Source organism: Providencia sp. 2.29 (assembly GCF_015832305.1).
GTDB classification, from domain to species: Bacteria; Pseudomonadota; Gammaproteobacteria; order Enterobacterales; family Enterobacteriaceae; genus Providencia; species Providencia stuartii.
The window spans coordinates 3,013,139-3,038,859 of the sequence record NZ_CP065420.1; the positions used below are offsets into that span (position 1 = coordinate 3,013,139).

The window sequence follows — 25,721 nt, forward strand, 5'->3', positions numbered from 1 at the left end:
TACTCATTTTATTAGATACATTTTTCTCTTGAAAAGAGTATTTCATCTCTTCATCAAATAAAATTTCAGCAACTCAGTTAGAGCAGAGCTTACTTCAAAATCAATATATATAAATTGGATTTTTTTACCTCATAATAAAAAATGAAGGCACTTAAATTCAATTAGAAGATATATAATAAAATAAAAACCAAGTAAACTCGAAAACAATAAAATAGATATTGAACATCGAAAAAATTAAATCATGCTATATCTCAATGCTAACTGAGCGCATCATGATGATAGCTGAAAATTAATAATCATCTAAAATAATACTATAAATCTGAAATTATTCACTTACTACTTATCCTAAAATAAGACAGCGACAACTAGATTCACCCTATCCTTTTAAGTGATCATATGAACAGCAATTTTACGGAAACATATAGCCGTAATAAATACGCCTATTATTCCCTAATAACCACATTTTAATTCACAGCCTGCTTGGCGATACCGTTGCTGAGTTTCACTCGATAGCCCACTATCGCTAATAATTGTTTTAATACAAGATAGGGTTGCAACAGCATGAGGTTCGAACATATCAAACTTTGTGTGATCCGCTAGCAAAATAACCTCTGGTGAACGCGCTATTAGTTTGCGTTTAACTCCCACCTCAAACATAGTAGCATTCGTTATTCCCATCTCAATCGATAATGCATCACAAGACATAAAGACACAATCAACGGCAAAAGCATTTAACGTCTCTAATGCTAGGCTTTCACCTACCGTAAAATAACCAGGCCTGATTAACCCCCCAATGATATAACTTTCTACATTTGGAAACATTCCAAGTTGGTTAGCTATTTTGATGTCATTACAAATGACTTTAACGCTAATATCCCCCAGACACTTCGCTAATTCTAAACAAGTAGAGCCTGAGTCAAGAAAAAAACAGTCGCCTTCATGAATTAATTTGCGAGCAATGAGTGCGATTTCACGTTTAGATGCACAATTTAAAGAGCGTCTGACATCAAATTGAGACTCTTTATCTGTCGTACTGTCGTCGAAATTTAAGTGCCCATGAGTTCGCGTCATACCAGGATAATGTTCAGCGATATATTGAAAATCGCGACGAATTGTCGCTTCTGCACAACCAAACAACTCCACCGCTTGTTGTGTTGAAAGCTCTCGACATTTCCAAAGATAGTGCAGCATCTGTTGGATCCGATCAGATTTATACAGACTCATAAGCGACTTCTCTCCGAATTTAATTGCTAAGTTGTTTTATCGTATTTTCATAATCGTCAGTCGAAAACAGTGCTCTTCCTATGACAAGATTATTAATACCAACCTTTTTTAATGACTGAATTTTATCTGCACTGATCCCACCATCAGCCCAATACTCCAGTTGGCTAAAGAGTGGTGGTATTTGCTGAATTTTATCCACTATTGATGGTATAAATTGCTGATTTTCACCATCCGGCTCGCTAGTCATCAACATCAAAGCATCTAATTTATTAATGAGGTATTGATAAGGAGCAACTGGTGTACTTGGATTTAATGCTATGCCTGCTTTTGCCTTTATCTTTTTTATTTCAGCAATAATTTCTGAAGGGTTTTGCACCGCCTCAGGATAAAAGAAGATCCATTTGGGGCTAAAAGGAGCAAGCTCCCTTATCCAAAATAACGGTTGAGACACCATTAAATGAATAGATAATGCATGTTCTGTAGCTTGTGCAACTGCTTTTACCAACTTAATACCAAAAGTAATATTGTTGATAAAATTGCCATCTTCAATGTCCAGATGTAATGACCCAATATTCTGATTAGCCAGTTTATTAATAATTGAACCCAGCCAAAGTGGGTCAGCAGAAGCCAAAGACGGGTGTAATATCATCATCACTCCTTCATGGATAAATCAATATGAATTTAGCAACCGCAAAACATCATCATGGGTTTTAGCACAACGAATTTCATCAAGTAATAATGGATTATCAATAAGTTCAGCGATGTACTGTATGAGTCGAATATGATCATCACTTTGAGTTGCGCAAACAGTCATTAATAACCATACAGGGTCACAATCTTCATGACCGAATACAACGGGCTGTTTTAAGGTTGTGAGAGTAATTTGGTTATAGATAGCCCCTTGTTCCGGACGTGCATGTGGCATAGCAATGCCCGGAGCAATTAAATAATAAGGCCCCCAACTTTGGGTGTTTTTAATGATGCCTTGTAAATAGTTAGGCTCAGCAGCACCATGAATAATTAAAGGCGTACAAGCTATGCTAAGCGCTTCTTTCCAATCGGCTGCAACTTGATTTATTTGGATCCATTTAGCATCATCAATCATTGTATATTGACTCCTTTAAGGTTCGGTATATGCTTGATTATTGAGTCCTCGCCTAACTTTTGGCGAAGCTTGCGAGGACTCTTAGTATCACGAGGGAGATAAGTATTTTGCTTATCTCCTTTCTTATTGCCTTATGCTATGCACTTTCTCCATAAATCTTTCCACTCGAGTTTGATCAACAAAGTTGGCAAAAATGCCATCTTTTTTAAAAGTCGTCGCGGTGACACAGCCATCAGCAATACTCAGCTGCTCTTCAACGTTTTCGAGGCAAACCCCAGTGTTGGCAAAGACCACAGTATTCGGCACCGTATCTTTCACTTGTTTCAAAATTGCACTATCTGTTTTTGCTCCAGCAGTTAATCCCGAAACACATAGTGCATCTGGTTTATTATTAAAAACGGTAGACTTTGCTATTGAGCAGATATCTCGTCCACCTAGATATACCGCGGCTTCAGGTACAATATTAAAAAGCGTTTTTACATCCCCTGCCCCAATACGATGTTGATGGCGAATAGTTTCACCAACATTGGTATTCCATACGCCAAAATCACTTGCATAGGCACCCGTAAATATTTCTCGGATAAATTTCGCTCCTGTCGCCATCGCTAAATCGAACGAAGCGATCGGATCCCAAAGAACATTTACACCAAATGGTATACGGATCTCACTCATTAATTGACCAATGATCCGTGCCATTGCCGCAGTTGTCTCCGGCTTCACTTTAGTGAGATAAGGCAGGCTAAATTCATTTGAAAACATAACTGCATCAACACCGCCATTTTGTAATGCCATTAAATCCTCATATGCCCTATCAATTACCCATTGCATACTATGCTGCGCATTAAAATCAGGATCACCAGGTAATGCACGTAAATGGCACATAGCAATGACTGCTTTTTCTGTTCCAATAACATCCTTCAACCAACTCATTTCTATACTCCTTATTCAGGTAATTCACGATTACGTAAGAAAATAACGACACAGGCAACAATGCCAACAGTTAACACGACACCGATAAGACCAAATGACATTAATTCGTAAATAGACCAACCAAACATATTGCCAACTGACAGTGCGCTAATCTGCGCGCCATTTTCGGCAAAGTTAAATCCGCCATTACGTGCCATTTCGGTAAAGAAAGGGGCAAACTGCGTTACGATGAGCAAAACGGTGCTCATAACAATCACACCACTCAGTAATGTGCGTAATAAGTCACCGCGGTGGATCACCGTGGCCATACAGATAAAGAAAGGAGCAACTGGCAAGTCAGCGAGTGGTAATACATTGTTCAATGGCAGGATACTTGCCAAAATCAACATGATAGGGATAAGAAGCAAACCCACTGCAATTGTGGTTGGATGACCCAGCGTTACGGCGGTATCTAGGCCAATAAACACTTCTCGATCATTAAAATGTTTCTGAAAAAATTTACGAGCGCCTTCAGAGATAGGAAGTAAGCCTTCAACAATTAAGCGGATCATGCGAGGGAATAACACCATGATCGCGGCAACCGTAATCATTAAAGTCGCACAACCTTTAAAGTCTTCTCCTGCTGCAAGCCCAAATAATAATCCCAGTACAACACCGATAATAACCGGATCACCCACCATGCCATAGCGTTTTTGAATAGCTTGTGCATCGATATTCTTTCCTTTTAGGAAAGGGATCTTTTCATAGATAGCATCAAGAAGTACAAATAGAGGAACTGAGCTAGAGCCATACCCTTGAGGAATTGAAATACCCTCCAAACCAACAATCGTCTGTACGCGTTTTGCCGTCCAATCTGCCATTTTTAGCGATAAGATGGCATGACACATAGCACCAGCGATACCATAAACTAAACTCCCCGTCGCAATTTGAACAACTGTTCCGGTAATTGCATAGTGCCAATAATTATAAATATCAACGTTCATTGTTTTCGTTAGGCGAGTAAACAATAACGTGATATTAAGTAAGAAAATAACGGGAATAATGACTGCACCAATCGCCGTTGCATAGCCAACACCGGATGCTGGCCCTGCCCCTACATCAAGTACATGTAGCGATAAGCCAAAACGTTCAATCATAATTTTGATGGGGGGGCTTAGGCTATCAATAGCCATCACGATCACTAGCCCCATTCCGACAAAACCAATACCGACGGTAACCCCAGCTTTAATGGCCTGTAGCCATGGAATGCGAAAGATTAAGCCAATAATTATCATGACGATTGGGACAAATACTGTACCGCCTAGAGAAAGTATATAGTCAAACATAACGTCACCTATGAGGTTTATTGTGATAACAACGTTTTAATTTTTTGTTTTAATGCATCGTCATTAACTCCTGTTAGTAAAGCGGCTCCATTCAAAGTCGGTACGCCATAATCTGTATCCGTTTTCATTGCGGTGATGATCAAATCAACACCGTGGCTGTTTAGTGGGATTTCGTTTAAACAACATTGTGAAGTCGCCACTAAGATGCCTTCACTAGCTAAGTAATCTTGGAGTTTTTGAGCAATCATTGTGGACGTAGACATACCCGTTCCACATGCAACGAGGACTTTTTTCATTTTAATGTAACCTCTTGGTTATTGTCTGAGTCAGACTCGATAGGAAACTGATTAGCGGGAAGTGTCGCTAATGCAGCCAATAACCGGATGCAGTCACTGAGATCTCGTAAGCTAGCAACTTCAGCCGGTGAATGTGTGTAGCGGCAAGGAATAGATAGGCTTGCGCAAGGAATGCCATCTTGTTCAACCTGAATATATCCCGTTTCTGTTATGACACCTGGTGCAACTTCTCTTTGTACCGGAATATGATTTTTGGAAGCTGTTTTTTCTAACATATTGATTAAGCGAACAGGAGTTACTAATCCCGCAAGCGTGCCTCTACCGTGATAGTTTAAGCAAGTAATGCCGACACCTTTGTTAATCACTAAATCCGAATAGTCTTGAAGGTCGGGCGTATCACAAGAAGGCGTAATATCGATCCCAATAGCAAGGTCGGGTTTTACACGGCGTAATACTGGTAAAATCCCACGAATATTAAATTCCTCTTGCACTGACGCGACAATAAATAGTGCGATTTCTAGCTTTTTATCTTTAATCGCATCAGCTAAACCAAGTAAAGCAGTGCATCCAAGTCGATCATCTAATGCTTTACTACACACCATGTCATTGCCTAATTCTTGAGGCGGGTTATACAGTGTGATTGGCGTACCGACTTTTATGCCCATTCTTTCAGCGTCAGCCTTATCTTTCGCTCCGACATCAATCCACAATTGATCAATCGAGGGTGATTGCGTACGTTCATCACCTTTAGCAAAGTGATAGGATTTAATACCGATACATCCAGGTATTGAGCCGTGCTCTCCCGCAAGACGGACAACAGATCCTGACATCGTCACCTGTGCAGGCCCTCCGACTCGTTCAAAACGAATAAACCCCGACGGTTCAATTTTTCGCACCATAAATCCCACTTCATCCATATGCGCAAATACCATTAAACGCAGCGCTTTTGCGTCGTCACTTCCATAACGAGCAACTATATTACCGAGGCGATCCTGCCAAACTTCCTTAGCGCTCTCTGTAAAATGTTTTTGCATAACATTGGCAATAGGGGCTTCATGACCTGAAATACCGTCCAAGGTCAGTAAGGAAAAAAGTGTATCTCGAATGGAAAATACCATAATGATGATCCTTCATTGACTAAAACGACATAAAGATGAGCGATTTATATGTAAAAAAAGATGGGATTATTGTGATTAAAATCACAACAAACCATTAAAAATAACAAATAGAAACAATTTTGTGACAAATATATAACAATTTCGCTCATGCTGATTGCACTAAATTTTTAGGCATTGATGGCTTTTAAATACTTAACAATGGTGATAGTGAATAGATCTTAGAAGCGTAAATGTCGATTTATCATGGATATAAAGCGCGTATATTGCCTTAATGGACTATGTTAGTTTACACGTCATTCCACACTGAAAGCTGATAACATTTAACTATTGAGCTAAGTGAGCGTTTAAGCAGTGATATTTAATGAAAGGCAAATCGGCAGATTTATAGGGGATTGCATATCACTTTGTAGTAAATTTGCCTATCTTCATATTCATAAGTTGCGATGAAAATGTAATTACAAAACAGGGGTTTTTTAGTTAATTCATACTAAACCGCCTTTTAATATTTGTGTTAGTCATTTACCTGTAGTATTTTCTGTAAACCCATCCAATACTGATGATTATTTATGAACCCATTTAAAAAATTGATCACTGGACAATACCCTCTTATATCTGTTGCTATATTTTGGTTTATTTCTCAATTTTTAATTGGGGCGTTATTGAAAACGATCCCGTTGTGGTTGATTAAACACCCTGATGAATCCCTTTTATATTCAATAATTGCGTCATACGGCTTAAAAGTTGTTCTCTCCGTTTGTGTTCTATCTGGGCTCATATCCTTTTTAAGAAGAAAATTCTCAATTATTTACTTGTTGACTACTATTTTTATCATTCTCCATATTATTTTTAATGGATATTTATTTTTTACATTCGCACATTCTATTTTGTCATCCCTCTAACATTGGGGTTCGTTATGGTTATCACAATAAATTAAGGCATTGAACACCCTTGGTGGTGGCTCGATACTTTTTCATAAAATTAATATTTAACGCTGACCATATATTGCAGCCGTAAACTAGCAGGCAAGCAAGCACGATTTCTATTGCTTCGTCGCCACCTAGCATTGAAGCTATCGAGAGCATTCAAACCGCAATAGAACCTGCAAAATCTAAATAATGAGTTAGAATGTACCATACTTCGATTAATGTCCTCTGCCTCGATTTCGATACCACCGTGGAAATTGTGAAAAAGATACTCATCCACAAGATATATACGATAGAAGAAAATAAGGAAGATCACCTAATCTAAAAGCATGTTGGATTAATATTAATTCACACACCTTATCAAATCATCTACTAATTTAAAATTAGGGCGTACTGTAATTGGAATTCGAATCGAAGTGTCCATTCGTGCAGTAATAACAGCTCGATGATACTTTACGCCACTAATGTAAATATCTATTGTTTTTCCAGTGTTTTTAACAGAAAAATCACTCAGCCCAGTACCGCTTTTTAGCATAATAGCTAATGAGTCGTTTGTATCTATATATGTATTGAGTTTCGCTGATTCTATATTTTTACAAGCTATAGAGATTTCACTCTCACTGGTTTTAAAAGACAAGCACTCATTATCAGGTTTGCATTGATTAGCCGCTATTGTCGATGTAGAGAATAATAAAGCAGCAACAGCTAGTAACTTCATAATCATAAACTCATTTTTTTAAGTTACATGGATTATATCAGTTAATCATAGAGAGAGTATGATTAGAATCATTTGTAAATGGCATAGTGAGGAGTATTAGGAAAAGAAAATAACCGCAGAAAATGAGGAAGTTTACGCAGCGCATATATATTTATGGGCTATCATTCGAGCTAAGCGCTAGATATCCAAGAAATACATCAGCAGTAGCCTACCGCACCAACACACTTTCAACGAAGACTTACATCACACTTGGGCAATCTGGGGAGGCTCTATCCGCGCTTCAAGAAATGGGCGACTGGGAAAACATTGATGATATTTTAAATGCGAATGGCACGAATATGACACGCAAGATAATTTAAAAATACTCACTCACACATAACGCACTGATTTAATTAGTGGGTCGTGGGGGGTTCGAACCCCCGACCAATTGATTAAGAGTCAACTGCTCTGCCAACTGAGCTAACAACCCGATGCACTTATTTAACGCCTCTCATTTAGCACAGTCAACATTATTCTGCTAATTTTACTTAACCAATTAAATTTTGGTTGCTAATGTTAACTTGGTGTTATATTCAGATTAAGATATCACCACTCTGATTACAGTCAGTTAAGTTTTTCTTACACTGACTGAGATTTGTGTCACAATATTTTATGCAAACACTGTCACACAATTAAAAATACACTGTGACTGCACATAACCACTTCTTTGGATAGATACTATGGAAGAAAATCAACCCTCAACATCAACAAATCCTCCCACAGAGAGGAATCAGCTAAAACGTAGCCTCAGCAACCGACATATCCAACTTATCGCTATCGGTGGCGCGATCGGAACGGGCCTATTTATGGGCTCAGGTAAAACTATTTCGCTAGCTGGCCCTTCTATCATCTTCGTTTATATGATTATTGGGTTCATCTTGTTCTTTGTTATGCGAGCGATGGGTGAATTATTACTCTCCGATCTTAATTACAAATCATTCAGCGACTTTTCTGCCGACCTGATTGGCCCATGGGCTGGCTTCTTTGTTGGTTGGACCTATTGGTTTTGTTGGGTCATTACTGGTATTGCTGATATTGTGGCTATCACATCCTATGTCAGCTTTTGGGTGCCTGATTTCCCTGAATGGGTGACCTCTTTCATCTGTGTTGTGACGCTGTTAACACTCAATTTAGTCTCAGTCAGATTATTTGGTGAACTGGAGTTTTGGTTTGCCATGATCAAAATTGTCGCCATTATCGCGTTAATTATCGTTGGCGGCACTTTAATCGCAATGAACTTCCAATCACCGGCTGGTCATACGGCATCACTAAGCAATATCTGGAATGACGGCGGAATGTTTCCTATGGGGATTAGTGGCTTCTTTGCTGGTTTCCAGATAGCTATTTTCGCTTTTGTTGGTATTGAATTAGTGGGAACTGCTGCTGCGGAAACCCGCGATCCCGAAAAATCATTACCAAAAGCAATTAACGCCATCCCTTTTAGAATTATTGCTTTCTATGTGCTATCGCTGATAGTTATTATGGCGGTAACACCTTGGCGCACCATCTTGGCGGATAAAAGCCCATTTGTAGAGATGTTTGTCCTGATCAGCCTTCCTGCCGCAGCAAGTATTGTCAACTTTGTCGTACTTACCTCTGCGGCATCCTCTGCCAATAGTGGCGTTTTTTCTACGAGCCGCATGCTATTTGGCCTATCAAAAGAAGGCGATGCACCAAAACAGTTTAGTCGCTTATCGAAAAAAGCCGTGCCTGCAACGGGGTTAATATTTACCTGCATTTGCCTAAGTTTCGGTATTATTTTGATCTACTTTATCCCAGATATCATGCACGCTTTCACGTTGGTTACTACCGTGTCAGCAATCCTATTTATGTTTATCTGGAGCATGATCTTATATAGCTATCTCAAGTTCAGAAAAAACCGCCCACAACTTCATCAGGCCTCGCATTATAAAATGCCAGCAGGTATTGTGATGTCGTGGATTTGCTTGGCTTTCTTTGTCTTTATGGTGATCCTGCTCGCCTTCCAGCACGATACAAGGCAAGCTCTTATCGCAACGCCTGTCTGGTTTATTATTCTATTCATTGGTTACCAAGTAGTTAAACGTCGTAAGCAGACCCATTAAAGACCAGATAGCAAAGTGTTCCCATAAAATTAGATACTTTGTTCAAATAACTTATCAGGCCTGATTTCAATACACTTCTGAACTCAGGCCTTTTAACGTTTATCTGTGTCGTAATGGCTTATCCATTCATATCCATAGCCTACCGATATGGCATATTTCTGCGCCAAATATGCTCAGCTCAAACTTCTTCATTTGTGCGAGTACATTTTCAATGCACTTTTTCCTAGCCATGCAGGCACCTTCTGTTAATGACGCCATTGACTTAAATTAGCATAGAGAATTTATATCTACGGACTATTAAGAATTTGAGCTGTTATTTATTAATTTATTTTGATATTACTTTGAAAGAGGTAAGTCACGAACTTGCCAGTAAAGTTCACTTTATCTCTAATGGGCAACGTTAAATTAAAGGTAAAAAAATGGCAGATTTATCCACATTAACTCTTTTTCATGATCCTACTTCAGAGCCAAGCAGAGCCGTTCACTGGCTTTGTATTGAAGCTAATATTCCCATCAATATCAAATACACATGGTTGACGCGGGGAGAACATCTTTCTAATGAATTTTTAGCCGTCAATCCGTTGCATCAGATACCCGCAATGCAGCACGACGATTTTTGCCTTTCCGAAGCAACGGCAATCATGAACTATCTTACAGATATTCACGGTTGCAGTGATAAATGGTTTGGAGCAACCCATCGAGCTAAGGCTGTCATCAATAAACATTTGTCTTGGTATCATACGAATCTTCGTAAAATATCAACATTGGAATATTTTCTTCCCGTACTGTTAATGCCTGCATATCTTGGGGTGGCAAAACCATCGGTCAATGAGATTGAAGCCAAATTAAATGCACTTCATGATATGTTTGCAAATTTAGATTTTCTGCTTGAAGGCAAAAATTTCTTAGCAGGAAGTGATATTTCCGCCGCAGATTTACTCTACGCTTGCGATATTTTTGCTTTAAGGATTGACCCCAATTTTAAGCAAATGATAGAAAAATACCCCAATATCCGTGGCTGGTTAACAAAACTTGAATCAAGGCCAAGTTATGAGCTTTCACATAAAGCATGGGATCATATTGTTCCGCAAATATTGGCACTAAACGGTGGGTCTAAGGGGTCTCCAGAGTGGATTGCGGATACTTGTGAGAAAGTCATCGGGTAACAAAAGCAAATAAGCGATTTAGACAAGCCTAGAGGAAGCAAGCTGAGCGCCTTACTCAAAGAAAATACTCAATTGGCTTATTTGTTCCGATTATTTTTACTGTCATTTACCGTGAAAAAACAACCAAAAAACTCAAATTTGAATGCTCATAAAATGAGACTATTTAAAAATAAAATCAATGAAAAAGATCCATTAGTCATTTTATATTTGCTCATAACCCCCAATAGTTGGTTACCCAACTATTGGGGGTTACTTTATTTTATCAATTATTTCATTTTATATTCCGCTTCAGCCTCATCAAAGCGGGCTTGAGCAGCGGCACTTGGCGCTTTAGTTATCATACTGACCACAATAATTGCAATTGTTGCAAGGATAAAACCAGGGATGATTTCATACAGATCAAACCATTTATATTTCATCCAGACTAATACGGTAACGGCACCAACAACCATCCCCGCAAGTGCACCTGTACGAGTCATTCGTTTCCATAACACAGAAATCAAGACGACTGGCCCAAATGCGGCACCAAAGCCAGCCCATGCGTTACTCACTAATGCTAACACCTTGTTATTCGGGTCACGTGCAATATAGATAGCAATCGCAGCCACTACCAGAACCATGATCCGCCCTACCCAAACCAGCTCTTTTTGGCTCGCATTTTTACGCAGGAACGGCTTGTATAAGTCCTCGGTTAACGCACTTGCGCACACAAGTAATTGACAGCTTAATGTACTCATAACCGCCGCTAAAATAGCAGAGAGTAAGATACCTGCAACCCATGGGTTAAACAGTATTCCTGCAAGCTCCATAAAAATACGTTCGTTATTTCCCATCACCGATGAGGCTAACGCAGGGTTAATTTCGAAGTAAGCAATACCAAAGAAACCAACCGCAGTTGTTCCTCCAAGGCAAAGGATCATCCATGTCATACTAATACGACGCGCAGAGCGAATCGTGCGATGTGAATCAGCAGCCATAAAACGCGCTAAGATATGAGGCTGACCAAAGTAACCTAGCCCCCACCCTAATAATGAAATAATCGCAACAAAATTCAACCCCTTAAACATATCTAAGTATTCAGGGTTTTTCGTTTGAATAACATCGATTGCAGTATCTAGTCCACCTAATGAGAAAATGATCACAATAGGCGTTAAAATAAGTGCAAATATCATCAATGAGGCTTGCACTGTATCAGTCCAACTGACAGCTAAGAAGCCACCAAGGAAGGTATAAGCGATAGTTGCTAACGCACCAAGCCACATAGCTTTTTCATAGCTAATATTAAAAGTACTTTCAAACAGTAATCCCCCAGCAACAACACCAGAGGCACAATAGATAGTAAAGAAAACAAGAATTACAACAGCAGAGATAATGCGTAAAATTTTACTATTATCCTCAAAGCGACTGGTAAAGTAGTCAGGTAGCGTCAATGCATTATTATTTTTTTCCGTTTGAACCCGCAAACGCCCAGCAACAAATAACCAGTTAAGATATGCCCCCAAGCTCAGCCCGATAGCAATCCAACTTTCTGAAATCCCAGCGAGGAAAATAGCACCAGGTAGCCCCATCAACAACCAACCACTCATATCAGAGGCCCCTGCTGAAAGTGCTGTGACTACACTACCTAAACTTCGTCCACCAAGAATGTAATCATCGAAATTCTTCGTTGAACGATAAGCTAAATAACCAATAAGTAACATGCCAGTAATATATACGATGAACATAATGATCATCGGAGTGCTTACAGTCATCCGTCTTCTCCATAGAATAGTTATCTTCTTTGGTTGTTGCACTAAATTGCACGCAAGCAAATTAAATAATAAATATAGTGTGTGTTGTGTTTGTATTTAGTTGCACTTGATTAAAAATGCTACCTTAGCATGCTAGACAATCTCATTTCCGATTAACAAGAAATTAACGTTATTTTGTTCAATAAACGATATCCGTATCACAAATGTTAAATTTTTGATGCGAGAATTAATCAATTCACTCACAACTCATCTAGCAAAGCGAATTAATAACATATTGATTTTTAATAAAAATCAGCAAAATCCATTTCTAACCATCTCATTTTACAAATAAAAATACGATATATTTCACAATTCCTTTAGAATAGTCTTTAACAACGTTGCACAAAGTTGCAACATCGTGCTATTGATGTGTAACTTTTTTGTTTCTAGTAGCTAATTATTTAGAGGAAATGGGATGAGTAGTACGACAACTATGGGTGTGAGACTTGATGAAGCGACTCGTGAACGCATTAAAACTGCTGCTCAACGTCTTGACCGCACGCCGCATTGGCTAATTAAACAAGCCATATTTAATTATCTTGAACAGCTTGATAATCAACAGTTCATCCCTGAGATTTCCTCGGGACAAGATAACAAAGATGGCCAAATATCAGAAGAAGAATCCGTTACTGAATCGAATTATCAGCCTTTTTTGGATTTCGCTGAACATATTTTACCTCAATCGGTTAAACGCTCAGCGATTACATCTGCTTATCGTATTCCTGAAACACAAGCACTGCCGATGTTGCTACAACAAGCACAACTCCCCGCAGAGCAAGCAGATGCCGCCCATAAGTTGGCTTATTCCATCGCAGAAAAATTACGTAATCAAAAAAATGGGATTGGCCGCTCTGGTTTAGTTCAAGGCTTATTGCAAGAGTTTTCACTCTCTTCACAAGAAGGTGTTGCACTCATGTGTTTGGCTGAAGCTTTATTACGTATTCCTGATAAAGCAACACGAGATGCACTCATCCGCGATAAAATCAGTACAGGTAATTGGCAATCTCATTTGGGCCAAAGTAGCTCCATGTTTGTTAATGCAGCAACTTGGGGATTACTATTTACAGGCAAACTGGTTTCGACTCACAATGAAGCCAAGCTATCTAGCTCATTGAACCGTATTATTAGTAAAAGTGGCGAACCATTAATTCGCAAAGGCGTTGACATGGCAATGCGCTTAATGGGAGAGCAATTTGTTACTGGCGAAACAATTGCACAAGCATTAGCGAATGCAAGGAAGCTGGAAGAAAAAGGTTTCCGCTACTCTTATGATATGTTGGGCGAAGCGGCGTTAACAGAAAAAGATGCTCAAGATTATATGGTATCCTACCAACAGGCGATCCATGCTATCGGTAAAGCATCGAATGGCCGCGGTATCTATGAAGGACCGGGGATCTCTATCAAGTTATCAGCCTTACACCCTCGTTACAGCAGAGCGCAATACTCTCGCGTAATGGAAGAGCTATACCCTCGTTTGCTATCACTCGTATTACAAGCCCATCAATATGATATTGGAATTAATATTGATGCTGAAGAGGCAGACCGTTTAGAAATCTCCCTCGACCTACTCGAAAAACTTTGCTTTGAGCCGCAACTTGCAGGTTGGAACGGTATTGGTTTTGTTATTCAGGCGTACCAAAAACGTTGCCCATTCGTGATTGATGCAATTATTGATCTTGCTGAACGAAGCAAACGCCGCTTGATGATCCGCCTAGTTAAAGGGGCTTATTGGGACAGTGAAATTAAGCGCGCTCAAATTGATGGTTTAGAAGGCTACCCTGTTTATACACGTAAAGTGTATACCGATGTTTCATACCTCGCATGCGCTCGCAAATTGTTGTCAGTACCAAATCTGATTTACCCACAATTTGCAACTCATAACGCCCATACGCTGGCTGCAATTTACCAAATTGCAGGTAAAAACTACTATCCAGGTCAATATGAATTCCAATGCCTACATGGAATGGGTGAGCCATTATATGAACAAGTTGTCGGGAAAGTTGCTGATGGTAAACTCAACCGCCCTTGTCGTATCTATGCACCTGTCGGAACACACGAAACCTTATTGGCTTATTTAGTCCGTCGCTTACTCGAAAATGGGGCGAATACCTCATTTGTGAACCGCATTGCTGATGCGACCATTCCACTTGATGAACTAGTATCTGATCCTGTCAAAGACGTATTAGAGTTATCGAAAGCAGAAGGACAAATTGGGTTACCTCACCCTAAAATAGCCCTTCCTCGTGACTTGTATGGAAAGAATCGTGTCAACTCAATGGGGCTAGACCTCTCCAATGAACATCGCTTAGCATCGCTTTCTAGCGCACTTTTAACCTCAGCGATGCAAGAAAAATTAGCTCAACCACTACTTGGTGGGGAATATCAACTGGCTAAATCAGCCGAAAATGCGCTTCCAGTGATTAACCCAGCATGCCATTCTGACATTGTCGGTCATGTTCGTGAAGCAACGTTGGAAGAAGCAGAGCATGCATTAAACATCGCCAATGATGCAGGAGCTATTTGGTTTGCGACTCCACCGTCAGAGCGTGCAGCTATCCTCTTACGTGCCGCAGACATCATGGAGCAACAATTACAGCCTCTACTTGATGTACTGGTTCGTGAAGCGGGGAAAACCTACGCTAACGCGATTGCAGAGGTTCGTGAAGCCGTTGATTTCTTGAATTATTATGCAACTCAAGTCCGCGATGACTTTGATAACAATACCCATCGACCGTTAGGCCCTGTGGTTTGCATTAGTCCATGGAACTTCCCTCTAGCAATTTTCACCGGACAGATTGCGGCAGCTCTCGCAGCAGGTAACACGGTATTAGCGAAACCCGCAGAGCAAACACCACTGATCGGCTCAATTGCAGTATCAATGCTCCATCAAGCCGGTATTCCACGTGAAGTATTGCAATTTTTACCGGGTAAAGGGGAAACAATTGGAGCGAAATTAGTGGGTGATACAAGAGTTCGTGGTGTAATGTTTACAGGCTCTACGGAAGTTGCTGGATTGCTGCAACGTAATATTGCGGGAAGGCTGGATGCTCAAGGACGTCCAACCCCACTCATCGCAGAAACTGGCGGATTAAATGCGATGATCGTCGATTCGTCGGCCTTAACAGAGCAAGTCGTGACAGATGTTGTCGCTTCTGCTTTTGATAGTGCAGGTCAACGCTGCTCCGCCCTACGTATTTTATGTATCCAAGAAGATGTCGCTGATCGCACAATTCGTATGTTAAAAGGTGCGATGGAAGAGTGCCGTATGGGCAATCCAGAGCACCTTTCTACGGATATCGGGCCGGTTATCGATAATGAAGCTAAAGAGAATATTGAACAGCATATCCAGCAAATGCGTAGCAAAGGTAAAGAGGTCTTCCAAGCTGTATTTGACAATATTGATGACCTACGTGAGCAGTCCGAAGGTACTTATGTTAAACCAACACTGATTGAGTTAGACAACGTTGGCGAATTGAAAAAGGAAATTTTTGGTCCTGTATTACATGTGGTGCGCTACAAGCGCGAACAACTCACCGATCTTATTGAACAAATTAATGCGGCAGGATATGGGTTAACACTTGGTGTTCATACCCGTATTGATGAGACTATCAATCAAGTCGTTATGAAAGCAAAAGTCGGTAACTTATATGTCAACCGCAATATGGTAGGTGCTGTAGTTGGCGTTCAACCATTTGGTGGTGAAGGCCTCTCTGGTACCGGACCTAAAGCCGGCGGCCCACTTTATCTCTATCGGTTGTTAAGTGAACGCCCTGATAATGCGGTATCACGTACACTCGAAAGACAAGACAATGAGTTAGCAATGGATGCCAGCGCAAGACCACAACTCCTCGAACCTTTTGATGCCTTCTCGTCATGGTTGGAGAAGCAAGAAAATCGCATCGAACCGGCTATCTTTGAGCAGTTTGCACGTCATGCACAGGCGGGGACTTCGCGTTTATTACCTGGGCCTACAGGGGAAAGAAACACTTATACTTTAACGCCTCGAGGCACTATTTTATGTCTCAGTGATAACGAGAAAGACTGCTTAGTGCAATTGGCGGGAGTTCTTGCGAGTGGCTGCCAAGCATTATGGCCAGAAAGCGAAATACACCAAAAACTGTATAAGTCGCTACCTGAAAAAGTGCGTAACGCAGTTTCAATCACCAAAGATTGGCAAGAGTATAACGGACATATTGAAGCGGTTATTTACCATGGTGACAGCGATCAACTCAAAATCGTCTGTGAAACGGTTGCCAAACGTAAAGGCCCGATTATCTCTGTTCAAGGCTTTGAACGAGGTGAAACTAACTTACTGCTAGAAAGATTAGTTCATGAGCGCTCACTAAGCATCAATACCGCTGCTGCTGGCGGCAATGCAAGCTTAATGACAATTGGCTAATTAACCACAGCCTGAGCCTAAAAATATTGGGGTCAGGCTGTTTTTTTGGTTTTCAGAATACCTCAATTGATCAGACTCCCTACCCTCAATAACACGCTCCTATTCACGCTTTAATCACTTACCATTATTACTGGCGCTTTATGATATTGGTTAATTAAGAGCGAATTATGCTCAATAAACAATAGTCATTATTGCTTATTCTTTATATGACTTAATTGGTCAAAATAATATCTATATTCTGATTCAGGAGTATTAAACTAATAAATATTTGGCAGTGTAATTGGTAATTGAATAATAAAAGTGGGCTTATTTAAAGGGAAAAGCAAAAAGGTGCCCAAAATGGACACCTGACATATTTTAACTATAACATTTTAAGCAAGCACTTGACTTGCTCTGATGCTATTGATTAATTTTTCTCTGATTCCCAGTATAAATATTGCTCATATTTACGGAGCGCAATATTATAATTACTGAAAGCCGATTCAGTCATTTTATCGCTTAATTGCTCTTGGATTTTGCTTGTAGTGAACTCTTTCATTGAGAAGTTTGATGATGAGAGTAGTTCATCTAGGCGGCGCAAACGAACAACATATTCACGAACGGTACTATGGCTCATTTCAGTCTGTAAAAACAAATACTGCTTAAATGACATAATATCAAAGAAGTCAGTATTACTATTGCAATAAATTTCGCTGCAGAAACGACAAAGTGCAGTAAATTTATCCTGTAACTCAAGCCAAGTATTTTCATCGACCAACTCAGTCATCTCAGCAATAGCTTCTTTATTCAAGATACTATCGTTAAAAACGAGAGAGATACGATCCAATGTTTTATGACAATGTGCACAATGTGTTTGGCTGTGTTTAAAGTCTTTAATATAACGACTCAGAGGCCGTTTCTTAACAATAGAAGCAGACATGATGATAAAGCCCTGTGTGTAAGTCTAAAATTAAAATTGTAGCGTGACATGTCACGTTACATTCTGATTATGCCCATAGCATTATTATTATCCGCTATGTTGCATAGTGATACAGATATACCTATATCAAGCTATTTACTTTCACTTAAGGTAAGCATTCATACTAAAAAAACACCGTATGCACTACTTCCCTCTGTGAAATGCATTCTATCGCGTCTATCGCTCTTTGGCGAATTTCTGCGAAGACTAGAGTTTGGTACGAATTTGATTTAGCGTCAACCTATTAAACCAGTCTTTTATTGTCTTTGCATAAAATCAAAGCACGATGAAATTTTATAAGACGCTCACCATACCAACCACTAGGACAGAAACTTTACTGATATTCACCAGTGCATTCAATGGAAATTTAATTTAAAAATCAGTTCTATAGATAAATTGACGCTAAAATAGCAAAAGTGTGACGCAAATCACTTAGCATAACTAAAATTTAACTATTTATGCCGTAGTTGTTTATTTTTTAAATAGTCCATAAGCTACTATAAACACTAAGATGTAAATTATTTTTTACATTTATATGACAATTACACATATGAATTTATTTTCTGATTATATGCAAAATAGTTATAGTTTATAGCAAAAAAGTCTATTAGGTTTATAGAACTTACTTAATGTTCTTCCAGAAAACCAGTAACTTAATGATATACAGCAAGTATATTCCTCTACGTACTTACTCATAGAAAAGGATAGTGAGTTCATCGAACGATGAAAAAAGCATCATAGAAAATGTCACGCCATCCACATTTTCTGTGGGTAAAACCCCCTTCAATCTGTGGATAACTTTCTTGGTAAGTGATGAAATGGCACTTTGCATTATCTGAATGAAAAACAAGCGACTCGCGGCAACTGTTCTAACGGCTCTCAATATCCAACAAGTGGAGCAGGTACACATATCGTACTTTCAATAACACATTTTCATTGTTCTTATTCCAAGCCTTATTTAATGAATAACTCGTATTGTTTAGACTAAAAAACCAAATAGTAAATTTATAACGATAAAAATATTTATTTTTGATTAACTTATAAACGATTTGTCGAGTTATTTTTTAGGATTTGTCACGTTTGATATTGCAGCAATCTCTTATATACTCGATTTTGCTACTTCAATAACAAATAATTTTAAGGTTGATTATGAAAAAGTTAATTTTAGCTTGCGGTATGGGTTTAATGGCATTGACTATCACTGCTTGCTCTGAAGAAGAGAAAAAAGCAGAAGTAGTTGCAGGTGCAACTGAGACTTGTAACGCATATTTTGCTGAAGTGGATGGTTTAATCGCTAAAGCTTCTGAAGATCCACAAGCAAAAACTCAACTGGACTCAATGAAAGGCCAGCTGGAAGAAGGTAAAAAGCAAATTGCAGCATTACCTAAAGATCAGCAAGATAAAGCTTGCCAACAAGGTATTGATGCACTGAAACAAATGAAATCTGTATTAGGTCTGCAATAATCAGATATCTTTGAAAACATGGAGCCATTAATCCTTGGCTCCATCACTCATAGCGAATCTCTTCATATCTTCCAATCGATGACATCCACGAAACGTATTATTGTTTTTTGAAAGTAATTTCATCTCTATTTACCTACTATAAATTATACGGAAAAAACAGTCATTGTGTGGCTATTAGACGCTATTTTAGATAATACGAAACTAACCTATTAAGATTCATTTTAATCGTAATCTAAATAACCACGTAATGATTAGATTTAAGGTTCTTTTAAATAGAGATTATTCAAAAGGGGAAAATATGAAATTTTATCTAACATCCACACCCACTAAAGCCTACGAAAGTGATACCTTTTTAAGAAAAATTAACAGTAAAGATAAGTTTATTGTCACTGTAGAGTCCGATAATAATGAATTAAAAGTTACCCCTCAAATAGCACCTAAAATAAACTATATTAAAAACACCCCTTTTGAATTAAAGAAAACATTAGAATTTGATATTAATCATATTCATGATAGCGTGAATCATTCCATCTCAGCATCTTTCCAAGATACCCTATCGAGTTTGACACGAGGGAAGCTTCCGTTTTTTAATCAAAAAGAAAAATCGAAGATCTATGAAAAGATTGTTGATGAATTTATCTTGCAAGAACAAAAAACCTATGTTTGCTCAATTATTAACAAAGAAATAGATAAAATAAACAGTCAAATTTTAACAAAAAACCAAGCTAACGATAAAAAAGAAAATATTATTACTAAAGCGGATAAAGCCAAAATATTTTCACAGATAGAGCAGTCTCATGGCATATACCTTGGTGTCGACTTTGATACGCTAGCTCAACCCTCAATTAAGGGAGCCGTTATCTCTGTCAAAGAGCTAGAAAGCAAGCTACACACTCTCGCAAAAGAGTTCTCGGACGGAAATAGCCTAGTGAGAGGCCAAATTAAAGAACTATGTTTAAACACAATTAGTGATTATATTTTCTCACACTATTACCCGAATATCTCATTAAGCAAGATCAGAGAAGATACGGCAACCCTCATCAATAATATTGTTATCGAGAAGTCCAAGCAACAACCATTAATTTTTGTTTGATAAATAAAAAGCAGTAAAGTAATCTTATATCACTTTACTGCTTTATTATGCCCCTTATATTACAGCCAATTACCAAACCGTTTAATATAAAACTGTTTCATTAACTGAGCGACAATACAATAACTGACTAGAGTTAACACCAGCCAAGGGAAATATTCAATTGGTAATGGCTGTAATCCAATCATTTCACCAAATGGTGAGAATGGAATATATAACCCTAGTACCATAATAAACCCTGTGGTTAATAATACAGGTAATGCTGCTGTACTTTGGATAAATGGGATCTTTTGAGTCCGTAACATATGAACGACTAATGTTTGTGATAATAATCCCTCGACAAACCAGCCTGATTGGAATAATGCTTCATGAGCAACCGTATTGGCCTGAAATACATACCACATCAGTGCAAATGTAGTGATATCAAATATGGATGATGTTGGCCCAATCCAAACCATAAAACGGCCAATGTTTTTTGCATCCCATTTACGGGGACGTTTTAAAAACTCTTTATCCATTTTGTCCCAAGGTAAAGCCAACTGGGAAATATCATACAATAAATTTTGCACTAACAGGTGGATGGCTAGCATCGGCAAAAAAGGAATAAATGCACTTGCAATCAATACCGAGAAGACATTTCCAAAATTGGAACTCGCAGTCATATTCAAATATTTAATGATATTGCCGAACGTTTCCCTTCCTTTAATTACGCCCTGCTCAAGAACCATTAAATCCTTTTCTAGCAGAATAATATCAGCGGATTCTTTCGCAATATCGCTGCCTGTATCAACAGAAATTCCGACATCCGCATCACGAAGTGCGGGCGCATCGTTAATGCCATCACCTAAAAAACCTACTGTATGGCCATTCGCCTGTAGTAATTTTAAAATTTTGGATTTTTGTAAAGGTGTTAATTTACAGAATACCGATACCTGCTCTACTTTTTGTTTTAACGCCTCATCGGTCATTGCCTCGACTTCAAGGCCAGTCATAATTTCACTAATACTTATCCCAACGTCACGGCAAATTTTTTCCGTAATGATGGCATTGTCACCTGTTAATACTTTTACGGTTACCCCATTGTCTCGCAATGCGGCAATTGCTGAAATTGCACTTTCTTTTGCAGGGTCGAGGAATGTCAAAATACCACGTAATTCAAGCTGCTGCTCAGCTTGGGCTGAAAGAGGTAAACAAGCCTCACCTTCATTTAAGTGACGAGTTGCAAGTAATAAAACGCGAAAACCTTGACGATTATAGTCACTCACTAACTCACTGATTTGCTTCCTAGCTTGTGAATCTAATAAGAGCGATTGACCATTTTGCTGATAGCTTGTGCATACCGCTAGCATCTCTTCCGCCGCACCTTTGCATATCAACAGAGCCTCACCTTCCGCTGTTTTTACCGTGACAGAAAGTTTACGACGAATAAAATCAAACGGTAACTCATCAATTTTTTGATAAGCACGTAACTGTTCAATCTCCTGTTTCCCTCTTCCTCGGCGAATAATTGCCTGATCCATCATATTTTTCGTGCCGCTTTGATTAAAACTATTTAACCACGCGAGCTGAAGGATTTGGTTATCTTTCTGCCCTGCACTATCTAAATAATGCTCTAATATGATCTTATCTTGCGTTAACGTGCCTGTTTTATCTGTACAAAGGACATCCATTGCCCCAAAATTTTGAATCGCATTAAGCCTTTTAACAATCACCTTGTGTTTAGACATGGCGATCGCCCCTTTGGCTAAATTAGAGCTAACAATCATAGGCAGCATTTCAGGTGTGAGGCCGACTGCAACAGCAAGAGAGAATAGTGTCGCTTCAAACCAATCGCCTTTTGTAAAACCGTTAATCAACAAAACAATCGGAACCATCACCAACATAAAGCGAATAAGTAACCAACTCACACTACTGACTCCACGATCAAATGCAGTTTGTGCACGGGTTCCTACGATTGATTTTGCTAATGAGCCAAGGTAAGTTTTTGCCCCTGTGGCAACCACAATACCTCTTGCTGCCCCACTGGTAACATTGGTTCCCATTAAACAAATATTGGAAATCTCCAATAATTCATTTTCCGTTGGTGAAACCGTTTCAAGACTTTTAGCACTAACATCCCCCAAAGTGTCATATTTCTCCACAGGAATTGATTCCCCTGTTAATATGGCCTGACTGATAAAGAGGTCGCGAGACTCAACGAGTTTGAGATCTGCTGGAACCATATCCCCTGCCGATAACAGTACAATATCTCCCGGCACTAAACACTTTATTGGAATTTCTTTACGGACTGAGCGCCCTGTTTGGTTATCACGACGAAATACGGTTGCTGTCGTACGAACAAGTGACTTTAACGCCTCCGCGGCCTTATTAGTTCGATACTCCTGCCAAAATCGCAATAATCCGCTTAGCAAAACCATCGTGACAATAATAATCACGCCCGTTAAATCAGTCTCTTCACCGTGTCGCTCTGGGATCAGGTAATCGGTGAAAAAACTCACTACAGCCAACGTCATTAAAACAAAAATAAAGGGGTTCTTAAATGAAGAGAGTAGCTGTTTCCATGCTGGAGGGGCCTTTTCATGAGCGACTTCATTTTCCCCCACAGAGACTAATCGGTCGAGTGCTTCATTCTCGGATAAACCAAGTAAATGAGTTTGATACGCATTCAGCACTTGCTCTACTGTTTTGTTTGCTTGTTCGCCAACAATAAATTTTTGGCGTCCAGTCACTTTGGCATTTTTGCCAGTTCTGTGTTGATGCCTGATTTCAGTCATAACGTTTATCTCTACTAGGCACTTTGCGTGCGGCTTAAAACGCTATCTAACTGAAAATAAATTATTTATTCATAGTTAGATAGCTCCTGTATTGGCTCCATGACGGAGGGTGATCGTCCATTGCGGCTCCTTTTGTTAATGATGATCTGGCATTCAGGCTGGCAGCTCTGATGCGACTTTCCAATTGATTGCGCTAACACTCTGTTCAAGACTGATCCGACACACTAGCGCTTCAATTTCTTTCTGTTCCGCTGGCGTCGCTAAAAACTCCGCGAGCACCTCTAACTGTTCAGGTTTCAATGTATCGGCACTGCTTAATGACTGTAGACGAATATTTAACCCATTGATGGCCTGTAAAATTAAAGTTCTCACTAAGATTTCGTCTTCTTGATGGCACATCACGCGGATCTTATAGCGCTGCGCTATATCAATCGCCTGCTGCTGTGGCTGTTTGTTAATACGTTGTGCTGCCTCTCGCAGTAAGATATTGGCGCACAAGATAAGCATGGTTGCCATGGTCGCTAAAGAATATTGGCCAAGTCCACATAACACACCAATCCCCGCTGAGCACCAAAGGGTTGCCGCCGTATTCAAACCACGGATATTCATTCCTTCACGCATAATGACACCAGCGCCAAGAAAACCGATCCCTGACACGACTTGTGCCGCAATTCGTCCGGGGCTATCAGGTGAAGTTGTCACTGAGCTTAAAATAAATACAGCCGCCCCAGTTGCAACTAAGGCATTAGTGCGTAGCCCTGCCATACGTTGACGCCATTGACGCTCAGCGCCGATTAATGCTCCTAGGCACATTGCAGAAACTAAATTGAAAATATCAGGAGTAAATAACATGATTGTTCCTCCAAAAATAATTTGGATATATCAGTCATATTTCAAGCCGCAGTGTTTTTAACAATATTTATTCACCGCAGAGGCATCATTAGCTATACCTCTGGCAATGTATTCTCTTGCTGCTCCACTGCATCTCAAATTATTTTGGGTAGATGAAAATATGGAAAATAAATTCCATATAGCCTTAAAATGAATAATAAAAATAATTATTCAGACGTTATAGGCATATACCCGGAGGAAATAATGAATAGAAATAGAGCTTCATGATTTTTACTCACAAAATAACAATAAGCTATTGATAGCTCATCACTTTATATTAAGGAGTATCGCGTGCATTTACGCTCGATACTGCCCGCCATGGTGGCAAGCAGTTAAATAGAAAGGTAATTAATTACTTGCCAATAAATTTAGTGTTTGTGTTACAACTCTGACTGTCCAAGTAATTATCTCCTAAGAAAATTTGCAAGAAGTATAGATTGCGTCATTTATGAAGTAAAGCTTTAAAAAAATATTTAACAAATTTAACTTTCAATAGGGCTGACAAATACGCCTTCACCACCCTCTTTTTCGTTAAAAAACCAAATACCGCCCGGGTACTCTGGCAAGGAAACTAAATACATTGTACCTTCATTAAAAGGCTCAATTAACAATATCTTCCCTTCACGACGACTCTGTCCGTCTGTTTTAACATAAACACGATCATGAATTTTCATTGATGGCGGTCTCCAGTAAAAAAAATCCTCTGAAGCCTAGTTTAGCGGGTATGAAAAAGCCCGTCATTAAAAATGACGGGCTTTAGAAAATCAGTTAAGCAATTAAGCTTAGATTGCAGTTACGTTAGCAGCTGCTGGGCCTTTCGCACCATTTTCAATGGTGAATTCAACTTGCTGGCCTTCTGCCAGAGTTTTGAAACCAGCGCCCTGAATGGCAGAGAAGTGAACGAAAACGTCTTTGCTACCATCAGCAGGAGTGATGAAACCGAAGCCTTTAGACTCGTTGAACCACTTAACTTGACCTTTCATTTTGTCGGACATTTGACTTTTCCTATATAACATCAAAAAAACTTGCCTTTTCGGCATATATGGGCCAGAGTCAACTATTTAATCAGGAAAAAACCAAGATGAAGCGTCACGGTCAAAGGCTATCTGGGATAACTTTCTTCTTTAGAACACAAACTCAGTAATCGTACATCAAATAGGACTGCTAAACAGGCCGAGACTCATTAACTCATGAGTTAAGGATAATAGCAACTATTTTATATAGATTACCCCTAAAAAAATGCTGTTTTTTAAGTTACGTCACTTTTCACGCGGTTAACCGAACAAATTTTTTCGCATTTTGTTGATAGATTAAAAGATTTATTGAACAAATATCCCATTTGTCAGTGAGATTATTCTTATACAGTGACAATTACACTCAAAATTTTTTACAACTGATATATAACAATTCAACTTACGCATGATACT

Annotated in this window: 19 protein-coding genes and 1 tRNA gene; 5 read left to right on the forward strand and 15 right to left on the reverse strand. The window is 39.2% G+C overall.

Annotated features, from left to right (window positions below):
* Positions 1 to 450: 450 nt before the first annotated feature.
* From I3B46_RS14055 to I3B46_RS14095, 9 genes are all read right to left on the reverse strand, one after another.
* Positions 451 to 1,224: a DeoR/GlpR family DNA-binding transcription regulator gene (locus tag I3B46_RS14055; RefSeq protein ID WP_053110762.1), complete on the reverse strand. Its 774-nt coding sequence runs from the start codon at positions 1,222 to 1,224 to the stop codon at positions 451 to 453.
* A gap of 19 nt (positions 1,225 to 1,243) precedes the next feature.
* Entirely contained in the window at positions 1,244 to 1,873 is a 630-nt protein-coding gene (locus tag I3B46_RS14060; RefSeq protein WP_104873382.1) for an epimerase, read from the reverse strand.
* A gap of 21 nt (positions 1,874 to 1,894) precedes the next feature.
* Positions 1,895 to 2,329 carry a PTS sugar transporter subunit IIA gene (locus I3B46_RS14065; protein ID WP_004918535.1) on the reverse strand — a complete coding sequence of 145 codons (435 nt, stop codon included), beginning with the start codon at positions 2,327 to 2,329 and terminating at the stop codon, positions 1,895 to 1,897.
* 123 nt (positions 2,330 to 2,452) lie between these two features.
* Complete coding sequence (locus I3B46_RS14070) at positions 2,453 to 3,259, reverse strand: BtpA/SgcQ family protein (protein WP_004918534.1); 807 nt, start codon at positions 3,257 to 3,259, stop codon at positions 2,453 to 2,455.
* A gap of 11 nt (positions 3,260 to 3,270) precedes the next feature.
* Positions 3,271 to 4,584 (reverse strand): PTS sugar transporter subunit IIC SgcC, encoded by a 1,314-nt coding sequence (gene sgcC, locus I3B46_RS14075; RefSeq protein ID WP_163762091.1) that lies wholly within the window; start codon positions 4,582 to 4,584, stop codon positions 3,271 to 3,273.
* Positions 4,585 to 4,601: 17 nt separating this feature from the next.
* Complete coding sequence (gene sgcB, locus I3B46_RS14080) at positions 4,602 to 4,880, reverse strand: PTS sugar transporter subunit IIB SgcB (RefSeq protein WP_004918532.1); 279 nt, start codon at positions 4,878 to 4,880, stop codon at positions 4,602 to 4,604.
* The gene (locus I3B46_RS14085; RefSeq protein ID WP_004918530.1) at positions 4,877 to 5,998 is read right to left on the reverse strand and encodes a M42 family metallopeptidase; all 1,122 of its coding nucleotides are present in this window, start codon (positions 5,996 to 5,998) and stop codon (positions 4,877 to 4,879) included. The genes sgcB and I3B46_RS14085 overlap by 4 nt, the downstream gene beginning before the upstream one ends.
* A 1,266-nt stretch (positions 5,999 to 7,264) precedes the next feature.
* Positions 7,265 to 7,639, reverse strand: coding sequence for a hypothetical protein (locus I3B46_RS14090; RefSeq protein ID WP_225829581.1), 375 nt, complete (start codon positions 7,637 to 7,639; stop codon positions 7,265 to 7,267).
* A gap of 396 nt (positions 7,640 to 8,035) precedes the next feature.
* A tRNA-Lys gene (locus I3B46_RS14095) sits at positions 8,036 to 8,108 on the reverse strand.
* 250 nt (positions 8,109 to 8,358) lie between these two features.
* Between I3B46_RS14095 and cycA the strand changes: the two genes are divergently transcribed.
* Both cycA and I3B46_RS14105 read left to right on the forward strand, forming a co-directional pair.
* Entirely contained in the window at positions 8,359 to 9,762 is a 1,404-nt protein-coding gene (gene cycA / locus I3B46_RS14100; protein ID WP_076914412.1) for a D-serine/D-alanine/glycine transporter, read from the forward strand.
* Between the two features lie 419 nt (positions 9,763 to 10,181).
* Positions 10,182 to 10,928, forward strand: a complete 747-nt coding sequence (locus I3B46_RS14105) for a glutathione S-transferase family protein (RefSeq protein ID WP_004918526.1) — start codon at positions 10,182 to 10,184, stop codon at positions 10,926 to 10,928.
* Between the two features lie 266 nt (positions 10,929 to 11,194).
* On the opposite strand, the gene putP is transcribed toward I3B46_RS14105, so the two are convergent.
* On the reverse strand, positions 11,195 to 12,679 hold the full coding sequence (gene putP / locus I3B46_RS14110; RefSeq protein ID WP_014658023.1) for a sodium/proline symporter PutP: 1,485 nt from the start codon (positions 12,677 to 12,679) through the stop codon (positions 11,195 to 11,197).
* 472 nt (positions 12,680 to 13,151) lie between these two features.
* Between putP and putA the strand changes: the two genes are divergently transcribed.
* A complete protein-coding gene (gene putA / locus I3B46_RS14115) occupies positions 13,152 to 17,117 on the forward strand; it encodes a trifunctional transcriptional regulator/proline dehydrogenase/L-glutamate gamma-semialdehyde dehydrogenase (protein WP_169342114.1) in 3,966 nt (1,321 codons plus the stop codon).
* 406 nt (positions 17,118 to 17,523) lie between these two features.
* On the opposite strand, the gene fliZ is transcribed toward putA, so the two are convergent.
* The gene (gene fliZ / locus I3B46_RS14120) at positions 17,524 to 18,036 is read right to left on the reverse strand and encodes a flagella biosynthesis regulatory protein FliZ (RefSeq protein WP_004918523.1); all 513 of its coding nucleotides are present in this window, start codon (positions 18,034 to 18,036) and stop codon (positions 17,524 to 17,526) included.
* A 1,188-nt stretch (positions 18,037 to 19,224) separates the two neighbouring features.
* On the opposite strand from fliZ, the gene I3B46_RS14125 reads away from it, so the two are divergent.
* On the forward strand, positions 19,225 to 19,539 hold the full coding sequence (locus I3B46_RS14125; RefSeq protein ID WP_004918520.1) for a DUF5339 domain-containing protein: 315 nt from the start codon (positions 19,225 to 19,227) through the stop codon (positions 19,537 to 19,539).
* A gap of 298 nt (positions 19,540 to 19,837) precedes the next feature.
* Positions 19,838 to 20,632, forward strand: coding sequence for a hypothetical protein (locus I3B46_RS14130; RefSeq protein ID WP_225829582.1), 795 nt, complete (start codon positions 19,838 to 19,840; stop codon positions 20,630 to 20,632).
* Positions 20,633 to 20,691: 59 nt separating this feature from the next.
* On the opposite strand, the gene mgtA is transcribed toward I3B46_RS14130, so the two are convergent.
* The 4 genes from mgtA to cspE all read right to left on the reverse strand — a co-directional run bounded on the left by mgtA (position 20,692) and on the right by cspE (position 25,289).
* Positions 20,692 to 23,403 (reverse strand): magnesium-translocating P-type ATPase, encoded by a 2,712-nt coding sequence (gene mgtA / locus I3B46_RS14135; protein WP_104873380.1) that lies wholly within the window; start codon positions 23,401 to 23,403, stop codon positions 20,692 to 20,694.
* Between the two features lie 153 nt (positions 23,404 to 23,556).
* The gene (locus tag I3B46_RS14140) at positions 23,557 to 24,255 is read right to left on the reverse strand and encodes an MgtC family protein (protein ID WP_004918513.1); all 699 of its coding nucleotides are present in this window, start codon (positions 24,253 to 24,255) and stop codon (positions 23,557 to 23,559) included.
* A gap of 521 nt (positions 24,256 to 24,776) precedes the next feature.
* Positions 24,777 to 24,968, reverse strand: a complete 192-nt coding sequence (dsrB, locus tag I3B46_RS14145; RefSeq protein ID WP_004918512.1) for a protein DsrB — start codon at positions 24,966 to 24,968, stop codon at positions 24,777 to 24,779.
* Positions 24,969 to 25,076: 108 nt separating this feature from the next.
* The gene (cspE, locus tag I3B46_RS14150) at positions 25,077 to 25,289 is read right to left on the reverse strand and encodes a transcription antiterminator/RNA stability regulator CspE (protein ID WP_008911725.1); all 213 of its coding nucleotides are present in this window, start codon (positions 25,287 to 25,289) and stop codon (positions 25,077 to 25,079) included.
* Positions 25,290 to 25,721 lie beyond the last annotated feature (432 nt).